We start from the raw sequence: 12,753 nt of genomic DNA, 5'->3' as shown, positions 1-12,753 counted from the left end.
TCTGTCTCTTACATAGGAGGATGTTAACGCGGGGCCGCCGCGCGTTTCAAACGGTCGTTGATGGCCTCGCCGAGACCTTCGAAAGGAATGGGTTCGACGGCGATGGTTGTGGCACCTGTCGCGTCCAGCCTGCGCATGAAATCGAACAGATTGGCCGCTGCTTCGCGCAAATTGCCATCAGCGCTCAAGTTCATGATCACCTTTGCCGTATCGGCCCCGGCCACGCGCTGCGGGCCAAAGGCAAGCAGGGCTTCGCCCGGCTGCACCGAGCCGACACCAAGCCGCATCGCAGCATCGGGTGCATAGTGCGACGCCATCATGCCCGGTGCCTGAATTGCCGACGTGTGGTCGGCGCGCACGAGCTTCTCGCCAATCACGGCTTCGATTTCTTCCGCAGCCAGTCCGCCCGGCCGGAGCAGATGCACTTGATCACCGTCAACCTTGACGATGGTGGATTCAACCCCAACGCCGCAGGGACCGGCATCGAGGATCAGATCAAGCTTGTCACCGAGATCGTCGGCAACGGCACGAGCGCTTGTCGGGCTGATGCGGCCCGACGTGTTGGCGCTTGGCGCTGCGACCGGACTGTCGAGCCCCTCGATGATATCGCGCACGCGGCCAAGCGGCATGCGGATGGCAAGGGTCGAAAGCCCGGCGGTTACAAGCGGATGGATCGGGCGATCCGTATCCTGCCTGTCCTTCAGCGGCAGCACGATGGTCAGCGGGCCGGGCCAGAACATCTCGGCAAGCTTGCGCGAAAGAGCGTCGAAGGTGACATAGCGCTCGGCCATCGCAATACCGCTCACATGCGCGATCAGCGGATTAAACTGAGGCCGCCCCTTGGCCGCGAAAATACCCGCCACACCCTCGCCGTTCGCAGCATCGGCGGCAAGGCCATAAACGGTTTCGGTCGGAATGGCGACGAGACCGCCGCGCCGCAGCACTTCCACCGCGCGCTGGACTGCCTCGTCATCAAATTTGACTATATCGGACACTGGTTTTCCGCCTCTCGAGCGTCCCAAGTTGGAGCGCATCCCGAAAAGTGTGAAACGGTTTTCGGATAAGATGCGCGTCAAAACAGACAGTTAGAGCGCCGATCTGACTCTATCAGATCAAAATGCGCTCTAAGCCCGTTCTGCCTACACAAGCTCAGGCTCCTGTGCAAGTGATGTGCAAGCGATGTACAAGCAAGCTCGGACTCTATCCGGGCACAATCACGGCAAGACGATCATGATTGCGCATGAAAAATTGCGTTTTGTTAGGTTTTTCAGGGTATGATGATATTATTCATGCGTGAGGTGAATAATGTTATCCCGATTTATCGCTATTTCGCTGACGGCCATCGGACTGCCCGCAATCGCTTCCGCAAACGGAGGCGAGCGCGCGGCATTGACCTATCAGGTCGGCTCCATCGACTATATCGGCTATGACAAGATCGGTGCCAACGGCCTGCCGGTTTGCGGCACCTGTGCGCAAAAGCAGGCAGCCGAACTGGACGCACAGAAGGAAATCGAGGCCCGCCGCAAGCGCGCCCGTGCCTATATGGCGCGCATGCAGGGCCAGTCCGTTCCGGACGATCTGCTTGAGCCAGCCGCCACACCAGCAGAAGACTTTGACCCCACAAAGCCGGTGCGCGTCGTTGGCGATCCCTGGGCCGGCGCATCCGACGAAATCGATCTCAGTTCGCTCGAACTCAGACCCAGCCTGAAATAAACAAAAATGGCGCCAGCCCCTCGTCCCTTATCCTGAGGAGGTCCGCAGGGCCGTCTCGAAGGATCGAGCGACGACGCGCAAAATCGAAGGGCGCGGCAGGCGCTGTGCGTTTTCCCTCAGCCCTTCGAGACACCTCCCTTCGACAAGCTCAGGGAGGCTCCTCAGGATGAGGGAAAATGGAGCCGCACGTGGCTGATTATCAGCCCGCGATTTTCGAGAAATCCGCCACCTTGCCGGTTGCCGCACGAATCTGGTCGAGCAAGGCCAGACGATTGGCGCGGACATTCTCGTCCTCGTCGTTCACCAGTACCTTTTCGAAGAACGTATCGACCGGACCGCGCAGCTTTGCGAGCGCCAGCATTGCACCGTTGAAATCTTCACGGGCAATTGCAGCCTCGGCATCTTGCGAAGCCAGAGTGACGGCTTCGAACAGCGCTTTTTCTTCCGCTTCGCGAAGAAGAGACGCGCTCACGCTGTCTGCAACCTTCGTACCCTTCTTCTCTTCGGCAGCGAGAATATTGGCGGCGCGCTTGGTGCCAGCCAGAAGGTTCTTGCCGTCTTCCTCATTGATGAAGACGATCAGCGCTTCCAGACGACGGGCAACCAGCAGCAGATTGTCGGCTTCCGGCGACAACACGGCATCAATGGCGTCGTAGCGTGCACCTTCTTCTTTCAGATGCACCTTGAAACGGTCATGGAGGAACGACAAGAGATCAGCCAGCACCGGCTCGGACGATGCCTCCGCCCCGGCGCGAACCTGCTTTTCATAGCTGGCCAATGCGTTGTCGACGTCCTGTTCGCCGTCGACATCACCGGAGTTTTCCCCAGCAAGCTTGGTTTCAAACTCGCGCAGCTTGCGCTGGACCTGACCTTCTTTCAGCGCGGCAAACGCCGAGCGGAAGAGCGGCAGCAGCGGGAACTTCCATTCCTGCGACAGCAGGAGGCGGATCACGCCCAAAGCCGCACGGCGCAGCGCAAACGGGTCCTTGGAGCCGGTCGGCTTTTCGTCGATCGCCCAGAAGCCGACCAGCGTATCGAGCTTATCGGCAAGCGCGACGGCAACCGAAACCGGGTTTTTCGGCACCACATCCGATGGACCTTGCGGCTTGTAATGTTCTTCAATCGCAGCGGCGACGGCTTCGTCTTCGCCCTGAAGCAACGCATATTTGCGGCCCATTGCGCCCTGAAGTTCAGGGAACTCGCCGACGACTTCCGTGGTGAGGTCAGCCTTTGCCAGAACTGCCGCGCGCGCAGCAAGCTTCGGATCGGCACCCACCAGCGGCGCAATCTGCGCAGCCAGTTCGCGAATGCGTTCAACGCGCTGCCCTTGCGTGCCCAACTTGGCATGGAAGGTCACATTCAGTGCATCCAGACGCGCCATGCGCTGATCGAGCGGCTTCTTCAGATCAAGACTGAACTTTTCCGCCGAAGCGACGAGTTTGTCGAGGTCGGGCAGATCATGCTGATCGGTGTGCCAGAAATAGAGCGCATCCGACAAGCGTGCGCGCACGACCTTGCCGTTGCCATAGGCGATTTCCGTGCCACCATCGCGGGCTGCAATGTTCGACACCAGAATGAACTTGTTGGAAAGCGCTTGCGCTTCGCCCTGCTTGCGGGTGACAAAACACTTCTGATTGGCGCGGATGGTGAGGCGAATGACTTCCGGCGGAATGGCCAGAAACTCTTCCTCGAATTCGCCCATCAGCACGACCGGCCATTCGACCAGACCGGACACCTCTTCCAGAAGTCCGTCATCCTCGACTAGCTCAAGGCCGGAAGCAAAGGCGAGATTATGCGCGTCCTGCGAAATGATTTCCTTGCGGCGCTCGGCGTCGAGAACCACGAAAGCCTTTTCAAGCTTTTCGACATAATCCTCGAAGCGACGTACCTTGATTGCCTGACCGTCGCTCAGGAAACGATGCCCATAGGTGACATTGCCTGACTTGATGCCATCGACATCGAAATCGATGACCACGGTTTCCTCGGTTTCGGGACCGAAGGTGCAGAGGATCGACTGCAGCGGACGCACCCAACGAAGCGAACCCGGCTTGGCCGAAGCGGCACCCCAGCGCATGGATTTCGGCCATGGGAAATTGCGGATCGTCTGCGGTACCAGTTCGGCGACGATTTCTTCGGCTGCGCGGCCCGGTTTCGTCAGATGGGCGACATAGAAATCGCCCTTCTTCGGATCGGAATGCACATGAGCCTGCGCCACATCCGTCAGACCGGCCTTGCGCAGAAAACCCTGAATGGCCTGTTCCGGCGCTGTGACCGACGGGCCCTTAATGTCTTCATGCACGTCCTTGGAACGCACGGTGAGGCCGCGAATATCGAGCGTCAGACGACGTGGCGTCCAATAAGGGGTCGCAGCTTCATAGGTAAGACCGGCTTCCACCAGACCATCGGTAATCATCTTCTTCAGATCACCAGCAGCCTTGCGCTGCATGCGAGCGGGGATTTCTTCGGAAAAGAGTTCGAGCAACAAATCAGGCATGTTCTTTACTCGCCCTCACGCTTGAAATTGAAACCACCGGCATCCGTCAAAAGGAATGCCTCGCCGCACTGACGCGCAAGATTGCGCACGCGCAGAATATAGCTCTGACGCTCGGTAACCGAGATCACGCCGCGCGCATCCATCAGATTGAACACGTGGGATGCCTTGATGCACTGGTCATAGGCCGGGAAGACACTCTTATGCATTTGATGATTGGCATTCGGACCAGGCGCACCAGCCTTCAGAATGGCCTCGCACTCGCGCTCGGCATCGATGAAATGCTGATGCAAAGCCTCGGTATTGGCCATTTCAAAGTTGTAGCGGGAATACTCCTGCTCAGCCTGCAGGAACACCTCGCCATAGGTGACCTTTTCATCGCCTTCGAGACCGTTGAAGTTGAGGTCGTAAACATTGTCCACACCCTGCACATACATGGCGAGGCGTTCGAGACCATAGGTCAGCTCACCGGAAACCGGCGAGCATTCGATGCCGCAGACCTGCTGGAAATAGGTGAACTGCGACACTTCCATGCCGTCGCACCAGCATTCCCAGCCGAGACCCCATGCGCCGAGCGTCGGGCTTTCCCAGTCATCTTCCACGAAGCGCACGTCATGCAGCGTCGGATCGAGACCGATGGCGCGCAGCGAACCGAGATAGAGATCCTGAAGGTTCGGCGGCGATGGCTTGATGATCACCTGATATTGGTAATAGTGCTGGAGGCGGTTCGGGTTTTCACCATAACGGCCATCCTTCGGACGACGCGATGGCTGCACATAGGCAGCCTTCCACGGCTTCGGCCCCAGCGAACGCAGCGTCGTTGCCGGATGAAACGTACCGGCACCAACTTCCATGTCATAGGGCTGCAGAATGGCGCAACCGTGTTCCGCCCAATAGTTATGGAGCGTCAGGATCAGACCCTGAAAGGAACGGGTGGGATGCATATGTGCTGGCAACGTACTGGACACGGGGTCGGGCCTTGTAATTGAAATGATGGCCCGGTCTAATTTGTCCGTAACGCAGGGTCAAGCACAGGCTGCCAGTTTCGGTGTCACACCATCTTGAAACCGGCAGCCTGAAGCTCTTAGTCAGTTGCCGGTTTTTCTGGAGCCTTGTCGGACGGTGCGGCAGGCGCAGGCGATTGCGCAGGAGCTTCCGGCTTCTGCTCGACAGGCTTTTTCTCGTCGGGCTTTGCAGCATCGGCAGAAGATTGCCCCGGAATATCCGGCAAACCCTTCTTCAGCTTCGCCTCGATCTTCACCAGATCTTCCGGCTCGGGCTTGCCTGCAATGGCATGGTTCCACTGGAATGTCGCTTCCAGAAGACGCCCGACACGCCAGTAGGCATCGCCCATATGATCGTTGATCGTCGGGTCTTCCGGACGAAGCTTGACCGCCTTTTCCAGTTCGACCACCGCCTCGTCATACCGGCCCAGCATGTAATAAGCCCAGCCCAGCGAGTCGACGATATAACCGTCCTGCGGACGCAGCTCGACCGCCTTCTTGATCATGCCCAGCGCTTCATCGAGATTTTCACCCCGGTCGACCCAGGAATAACCAAGATAGTTCAGCACCTGTGGCTGGTCGGGATAAAGCTCCAGCGCCTTGCGGAAATTGGGCTCCGCCTTGTCCCATTGCTTCAGGCGTTCATAGGCGATGCCGCGCTGGTAGAAGACCGGCCAGTCCTTGCGTTCCGGCATCTTGATCTGTTCCACCGCAGCATCATAAATCTTCGCCGCATCGGCGAAATTCTTGTCCTGTGCATAGACACCACCGAGCGCCAGATAAGTGCGCATATCGGTCTTGTCACGGTCGAGCAGAACTCTCAGCTGCTTGACAGCGTCGGCAGACTGGTCGTTTTCCGCCAGATTGAGTGCGCGCTGCATTTCTGCATCACGGCGATAAGGCGACTTCTCCGGCACGCGACCATAGTAGTCGATGGCCTTTTCCGGCTGGCGCAACTTGGCGGAAATATCGCCCAGCTGATAAAGTGTTGCGTCATTGTCCGGACGCAGCGGCAACGACATCTGCAGATAAAGCTTTGCAAAGGCTTCCGCGCCGCTGCGGTTGATCGCAGTGCCAAGCGTATAGAGCGCTTCGGCAGTCCCTTCCTGAGCGGTTTTGATAAGGCGGCCATATTTCTCGCCAGCCTCGATCTTTTCACGCATTTCGGTGATCGTCATGCGACCGTTCAAAAGCTCGGCTGCATCATTCAACGTCTTGATAGCACCTTCCTTGTCACCCTGACGAAGCTTGAAGGAGGCATAGGCCATCACGATGCGTTCGTAAGTGTCAGGGGCAGCGCTCCCGCCGGGCCGGTCGTCGATGGCCTGCTGGTAGAAATCACGCGCTTCCTGCTTCTGGCCGGCGAGATCGGCTATCAGTGCGGAATTATAGGTGCGGAACAGACCATACCATTCCGGTCCCTGCATTTTCTGGATATCGGCGAGCGCCTGTTTGGGGTTGCCCTGCCCGACCTTCACCCACGCGCTCATGAAGCCTGTCGCAAGGCGATCCATATCGGATTGCAGCGACAGCATCAGAAGCGGCCCGACCTTGCGATATTGCTTGCGGTCAATGGCGTCGATGGCCAGCGCCACGCGCGAAAAACGCTCGATGTCCGGGACGTTCTTCAGTTCTTCCGCCAGAGGCAGCGCATCCTTGAAACGGCCCTCCGTCAGCAAAACCAGCAGCAGATCCTGCTTGATCTGCGCATTGCCCGGATCGAAGGCCATAGCCTGACGATAGAAATCGACGGCGGTAGCGAGATTATTGTCGGATTCGGCGGTGCGTCCGGCAAGATAGGCCCCGGCAAACGAACCCGCGCGGACAGGAGGCGGTGCAGGATCATTTGTCGCCTTGGCCAAAGCACCGCTTGTCGGGATCGCGATTCCCGCCAGAAGCGAGAGCAGCAAACCATAAAGCGGGCGGTATTTCGATCCTTGCCGCATAAAGCCCTATCCTCTTCTCAAATCCCTGTGACAGATACCGGCAAGCAAACCCCAACTGGCTCAAAAGCCGGGCACGCTGTCTCTTTGCCGGAAAAGGCACCCCAAGCATGGCCTTTTTGGGATGGCGGGGCAAGAAAAGCATCCGTGATGGGATGCTTTTCCCGTGTATCGCTGGCCCGCAAGAAATGCTGGCCGGAGTTTGTGGCTATTGCCGGTCAGTTCACGCGGCTGATGCAGAAATCGATGACTTCGATCAGCGCGTCCTTCTGAGGCGTCGCTTTCAAAGGTGCCAAAGCATCGCGGGCAATTTCGCCGAAATGCCGCGCGCGCTGCACCGTGTCGGCAATCGCGCCGTGCTTCGTCATCAGGCCGATGGCCTTTTCAAGCGAGGCCTCATCGCTCGCACCGTCCTCAATCGCGTGCTTCCAGAAAGCGCGTTCATCATCAGTGCCGCGACGATAGCTCAGAATCACCGGAAGCGTGATCTTGCCTTCGCGGAAATCGTCACCGGTATTCTTGCCGAGATCGGCTGCCGAGCCGCCATAATCAAGCGCATCATCGACAAGCTGGAAGGCAAGGCCGAGATTGAGGCCGTAATCGCGCAGCGCCGCACGATCCGAACGCTGTGCACCGGCAATGATCGGGCCGACTTCACCGGCAGCCGAAAACAGCGCTGCAGTCTTGGCCTTGATGACCGCCAGATATTCGTCTTCGGTGGTTTCCATGTTCTTGGCAGCAGCAAGCTGCATTACTTCGCCTTCGGCGATCACCGACGCCGAGGTCGCGAGAACGTCGAGCGCGTCGAGCGAACCGACATCGACCATCATCTTGAAGGCCTGCCCCAGAAGGAAGTCGCCGACGAGAACGCTGGCCTGATTGCCCCAGATCATGCGCGCCGTGCTTTTTCCGCGCCGCAGATCGCTTTCATCAACCACATCGTCATGCAGAAGCGTTGCAGTGTGCATGAACTCGACGGCCGTCGCCAGACGCACATGACCGTCGCCTTCGTAACCGAACATACGGGCTGCTGCGAGCGTCATCATGGGACGCAGGCGCTTGCCGCCTGAGGAAATCAGATGATTGGCGACTTCCGGTATCATTTCAACATCGGACCCGGCCCGGGAAAGGATCATCTCGTTCACCCGCGCCATATCGGCCTTTGTCAGATCGACAAGCGGTTGAACCGATCCTTCCTGTTTCTTTTTACCGTCCAGATTTAGAACCACACCCAATGCCATTTCTCCTAGCTGCCCGGCCACATTATTGAAACGGACCGGATTGCTCAAGACGCAACTGCCCCCAAAGCGCCCTCAAAGCGATACTATTCCAACGCCTGTTCACCATTGAAGGAAGCTGTTGTCAATGCGGTGCATTCGCTACAAACTGTTCAAATGATCGAACTTATCCGTACGAATGATTCCGTTCTGCTGTCCTTTGCCGAGGCCTTGATGAAAGAGGCCGGGATCGCCTATTTCATTGCCGACACGAATATGAGCATCATCGAAGGCTCTTTAGGTGTATTGCCGCGCCGCCTTCTGGTCAGCGAAGAGCAGCTTGAAGAAGCACGGCAGATTCTGATCGATGCCGAGATTGAACACGAACTGCGCGATCGATGACTTCGGAAGCAAGCTTTGAAACTGAAGATGGGGCTGGAGAAACGCTCGATGTGTTTCATCGTGGGGCGTTTCACCTCATCCAGCCCGCATTGAAAGGCCATCGTTCCGGTGTGGATGCGATGATTCTGGCAAGCTCCGTTCCAAACGGCTTTGCCGGGCGTGTTGCCGATCTTGGCAGCGGTGCGGGCGCGGCAGGGCTTGCTGTTGCGTCGCGCTGTCCTGACGCCAATATCACCCTCGTCGAACGTTCCGCTTTCATGGCGGGCTTTGCCCGCAGAAGTGTTGCACATCCGCTGAACGCCGCTCTGGCAGGCCGTATCAGTGTGATCGAAGCCGACGTCGGCCTGAGAGGCAAGGCGCGCATCGCCGCAGGACTTGTCGACAACAGTTTCAACTTCGTCATCATGAATCCGCCCTTCAACGAAGCGCGCGATCGCAGCACACCCGATCCGCTGAAGGCGGAAGCGCATGTCATGCCCGAAGGCATGTTCGAGCAATGGGTGCGCACTGCGGCAGCCATTGTGAAGCCTGGTGGAGGCATTGCCATTATTGCCCGACCCGGTTCGATTTCTCCCATCCTCGAAGCACTGTCGGGACGATTTGGCGGGCTGAGGATCATTCCCGTTCAGCCCCGCCCCGAAGCGGCGGCGATCCGTATTGTCGTGACAGGAACACGCGGGAGCCGCGCCGGTCTTTCGCTGATGCCAGCGCTTGTTCTCCACGGCAGCGACGGCCACGGCTTCACCCCACGCGCCAACGGCATCAACAATGGGCTCGACGCTCTCATTTAGAATCTAACTTCGGGGTTGTGCCAGCACGACCAGATTGCGGTCCGGGTCGTGCAATCTCAGAATCGTCGTATAGTCAGCTATCTCGACATTTCCGGGGCGAATCCCGTCGAACGAGAGCCGCGCATGTTCGGCCCGCACGTCGCGGACGATGAGCGTCAACGTGCCGTGCCCCGCTGCAGCCGGGTTCTGGTAGAGCTGAAACCCGGCACTTGAACCGTGATGCCACTCAGCCAGTCCCTGCATCGGTCGCGCATCGGGATTGCGATCGAAGATCGTGGCAAACCATTCCGTGCTGCGTTCGAGGTCGGAGCAATTGAGCTGGGCAAAAATAGCCGTGAGCACCATCGTGGTGTCCTCCCGGATCGGATAACACGGTAGCATTCCGGAAGTTCCGGTAGTCCAGACCTGCCGATTTCGGTCCGAGCGGGTGATTTTGGTTGAAACCCTATATTCGAGCCAATATTCCTAAAACCGCAATTTTCGTTCTGCGGCTCCCCGCCGCCCTTTTCCGAAAAAGCGCAAACAGCAAAACGACAAGAACAGGCAACGGGAACCAATGAACCATAGCCCAAATCAAAGCCGCCCCGTATCCATCATGCGGCGCTTTCTGGATAGCGAATCTGCAGGGGGTGTAAGCCTGATGGCGGCGGCAGCGCTCGCGCTGATCGTGGCGAATTCTCCATTCTCGCAGGCCTATTTCGATATACTGCACACTCATATCGGTCCGCTGAGTCTGACGGACTGGATCAACGATGCCTTGATGGCGGTGTTCTTCCTGCTTGTGGGGCTGGAGATCAAACGCGAATTTCTCGACGGTCAACTGGCAAGCTGGCCAAACCGAATGCTGCCCGGTATCGCCGCTGCGGGCGGCGTCATCCTGCCAGCCATCATCTTCACCGCGTTGAACTGGCACGACCCTGCCAAGGTGCGCGGTTGGGCTGTGCCATCTGCCACCGACATCGCCTTCGCGCTCGGCGTTCTGTCGCTTCTGGGTTCACGGGTTCCTTCCAGCCTCAAGGTGTTTCTGGCGACACTTGCAATCCTGGACGATCTCGCAGCCGTCGTCATCATCGCCATTTTCTATACGGCTGAAATCTCCATGCCTTATCTCGGCGGGGCTTTCGCCGCCGCTATCGTTCTGTTCGTCATGAACCGGATGGGCGTGATGAAGCTCCTGCCCTACCTGATTGGCGGAGCCGCCCTCTGGTTCTTCGTCCTGAATTCCGGCGTTCATGCAACGGTTGCAGGCGTGGTGACAGCACTTATGATTCCGCTGAAGGCCGCGCCCGGCAGGCCTGACGACATGACCTCGCCGCTGCATGTGCTGGAACATGCGCTGGCCAAGCCTGTTGCCTTTATCATCGTGCCGATTTTCGGCTTCGCCAATGCGGGCATATCGTTTGCCGGTCTTGATGCCTCGGTGATGCGGGATACACTCACGCTTGGCATTATGCTTGGCCTCTTCATCGGCAAACAGCTCGGCGTTTTCGGAGCCGCCTGGCTCGCGATCAAGACAGGCCTCGCACAAAAGCCGCTCGGGGCCACGTGGATCCAGCTCTACGGCGTGGCGGTCCTGTGCGGGATCGGCTTTACAATGAGCATCTTCATCGGCCTTCTCTCCTTCCCGTCCGATCTCATGCAGGCGGAAACGAAGATCGGCGTTCTGGCCGGTTCGGGCCTGTCGGCCGTTTGCGGCTATATCCTGCTGCGGCTGGTCACAAAGCCGAAAAACACCTGACAGAAACGACATCACCGCCCGGAAAACAAAATTTCCGGGCGGTTTTCTTTGTGTTTCCCAAATGGCTTCCTACATTCCGGCTGAGAGCCTGAATGATTTCAGTTAGCAGGAGTTTGCCTTGCCCGGTTTATTGACGCGCCTTGTTCCACGCCGCTTCCGCCCGGTTTCCATCGAGATACCTGTCGTGCGGCTGCATGGTGCCATCATGTCCGGTGGATCTGCATTCCGTCCGATGCTTTCACTGGCGTCAACAGCAGCAGTCCTTGAAAAGGCGTTCACCGACAAGGAGACGCCCGCCGTCGCCATTTCGCTCAACTCGCCCGGCGGATCACCGGTTCAGTCCCGACTGATCTACCGGCGTATCCGCGACCTTGCCGCCGAACACCAGAAGAAGGTTTTTATCTTCGTCGAAGATGTTGCCGCCTCGGGTGGCTACATGATCGCGCTGGCTGGTGACGAAATCATCGCCGATCCGTCATCCATCGTGGGTTCTATCGGCGTGGTGTCGGCCTCGTTCGGCTTCCCCGAACTTCTGAAAAAGATCGGTGTGGAGCGCCGCGTCTATACGGCAGGCTCCAACAAGGTGACGCTCGACCCGTTCCAGCCGGAAAAGAAAGCCGACATCGAGCGGTTGAAATCACTGCAGCTCGAAATCCATGAGACCTTCATCGACATGGTGAAGGAACGGCGCGGTACGAAACTTGCAGAAGACAAGGACCTGTTTACCGGGCTGTTCTGGACCGGCATCAAGGGGCATGAGCTTGGCCTGATTGACGGGCTTGGCGATATGCGCAGCTTCCTGCGCAAAACCTACGGCGACAAGGTTAAGCTCAAGCTCGTGGAACAGAAACGCGGCCTTCTGGGGCGCAAGATGCCCGGCGTTGATATGGCCGTTGATATGGCACTCGGCAATCTTGAACCGGCTTCCATTGCCGCGCATCTCGGCGACGGGCTGCTTTCAGTAGCCGAAGAAAAAGCACTTTGGGGCCGTTATGGCCTGTAAAAACAAAGCGAAGTCGAAAATCAGCGTCGATTTTCGAACCAAAGCTTTGAATTCCCTCGTTTCACCATGATATGGTGTCAGAAAGCGGGGTGGGCCGCTTCCCGCCCCTTCATGAACATCCGGCATTTCGGCGTTGCGATCCAGCAATCCGAAATGCGACCCTTAAGGACTTGAGGCCATGCCCCAGCTCATCTTTCTGCTGCTGATCATCGCCGCCGCCTGGTACGGCTATCGCTCGTTCAAGCGTGAAGCCTCGCGCGTGTCCCAGCGTGTGCGTCAGGCAGAAAAGGAAGCGCAGAACCGGGCTCAAGGCACGTTGGTGCAGGACCCTAAAACCGGCGAATATTACGTCAAGAAGGACTGACCCGTCTTGCAAGAGAGGTTGCCAACGAAGTGGTGCGGTTGCTCGCCGCAGCCGAATGCCATGTTTTCTGAAGAGCGGTTCCAATTT

The 12,753-nt window shown here is 58.0% G+C and carries 12 protein-coding genes; 6 read left to right on the top strand and 6 right to left on the bottom strand.

Going from position 1 to position 12,753, the window contains the following annotated elements; translation table 11 throughout:
- Positions 1-23 precede the first annotated feature (23 nt).
- Complete coding sequence (locus OHI65_RS11910) at positions 24-1,034, bottom strand: L-threonylcarbamoyladenylate synthase (protein WP_413541927.1); 1,011 nt, start codon at positions 1,032-1,034, stop codon at positions 24-26.
- Between the two features lie 271 nt (positions 1,035-1,305).
- On the opposite strand from OHI65_RS11910, the gene OHI65_RS11905 reads away from it, so the two are divergent.
- A complete protein-coding gene (locus tag OHI65_RS11905; RefSeq protein ID WP_264358905.1) occupies positions 1,306-1,713 on the top strand; it encodes a hypothetical protein in 408 nt (135 codons plus the stop codon).
- 199 nt (positions 1,714-1,912) lie between these two features.
- Here the strand turns inward: OHI65_RS11905 and glyS are convergent, their stop codons facing one another.
- The 4 genes from glyS to OHI65_RS11885 all read right to left on the bottom strand — a co-directional run bounded on the left by glyS (position 1,913) and on the right by OHI65_RS11885 (position 8,386).
- Positions 1,913-4,207, bottom strand: coding sequence for a glycine--tRNA ligase subunit beta (gene glyS / locus OHI65_RS11900; protein WP_264358904.1), 2,295 nt, complete (start codon positions 4,205-4,207; stop codon positions 1,913-1,915).
- A 5-nt stretch (positions 4,208-4,212) separates the two neighbouring features.
- Positions 4,213-5,148, bottom strand: a complete 936-nt coding sequence (locus OHI65_RS11895; protein ID WP_010658342.1) for a glycine--tRNA ligase subunit alpha — start codon at positions 5,146-5,148, stop codon at positions 4,213-4,215.
- Positions 5,149-5,288: 140 nt separating this feature from the next.
- A complete protein-coding gene (locus OHI65_RS11890) occupies positions 5,289-7,154 on the bottom strand; it encodes a tetratricopeptide repeat protein (RefSeq protein WP_264358903.1) in 1,866 nt (621 codons plus the stop codon).
- Positions 7,155-7,369: 215 nt separating this feature from the next.
- Positions 7,370-8,386, bottom strand: a complete 1,017-nt coding sequence (locus tag OHI65_RS11885; protein ID WP_264359158.1) for a polyprenyl synthetase family protein — start codon at positions 8,384-8,386, stop codon at positions 7,370-7,372.
- 159 nt (positions 8,387-8,545) lie between these two features.
- Between OHI65_RS11885 and OHI65_RS11880 the strand changes: the two genes are divergently transcribed.
- Both OHI65_RS11880 and OHI65_RS11875 read left to right on the top strand, forming a co-directional pair.
- Positions 8,546-8,770: a DUF2007 domain-containing protein gene (locus OHI65_RS11880; RefSeq protein ID WP_010658339.1), complete on the top strand. Its 225-nt coding sequence runs from the start codon at positions 8,546-8,548 to the stop codon at positions 8,768-8,770.
- A complete protein-coding gene (locus OHI65_RS11875) occupies positions 8,767-9,561 on the top strand; it encodes a tRNA1(Val) (adenine(37)-N6)-methyltransferase (RefSeq protein WP_264358902.1) in 795 nt (264 codons plus the stop codon). Before OHI65_RS11880 ends, OHI65_RS11875 begins: the two co-directional genes overlap by 4 nt.
- Before the next feature lie 3 nt (positions 9,562-9,564).
- Here OHI65_RS11875 and OHI65_RS11870 read toward each other — a convergent pair whose 3' ends face one another.
- Positions 9,565-9,906, bottom strand: coding sequence for a VOC family protein (locus OHI65_RS11870; protein WP_264358901.1), 342 nt, complete (start codon positions 9,904-9,906; stop codon positions 9,565-9,567).
- A 211-nt stretch (positions 9,907-10,117) separates the two neighbouring features.
- On the opposite strand from OHI65_RS11870, the gene nhaA reads away from it, so the two are divergent.
- The 3 genes from nhaA (at position 10,118) to OHI65_RS11855 (ending at position 12,666) form a co-directional block, all read left to right on the top strand.
- Positions 10,118-11,299 (top strand): Na+/H+ antiporter NhaA, encoded by a 1,182-nt coding sequence (gene nhaA / locus OHI65_RS11865; protein ID WP_151688973.1) that lies wholly within the window; start codon positions 10,118-10,120, stop codon positions 11,297-11,299.
- A 118-nt stretch (positions 11,300-11,417) separates the two neighbouring features.
- On the top strand, positions 11,418-12,302 hold the full coding sequence (locus OHI65_RS11860) for a S49 family peptidase (RefSeq protein ID WP_010658335.1): 885 nt from the start codon (positions 11,418-11,420) through the stop codon (positions 12,300-12,302).
- Positions 12,303-12,480: 178 nt separating this feature from the next.
- Entirely contained in the window at positions 12,481-12,666 is a 186-nt protein-coding gene (locus tag OHI65_RS11855; RefSeq protein ID WP_010658334.1) for a membrane protein, read from the top strand.
- The last annotated feature ends 87 nt before the right edge of the window (positions 12,667-12,753 follow it).

This window comes from Brucella sp. MAB-22, from assembly GCF_025908475.1.
GTDB lineage: Bacteria > Pseudomonadota > Alphaproteobacteria > Rhizobiales > Rhizobiaceae > Brucella > Brucella anthropi.
This window is presented reverse-complemented; position numbering and strand designations above follow the sequence as displayed.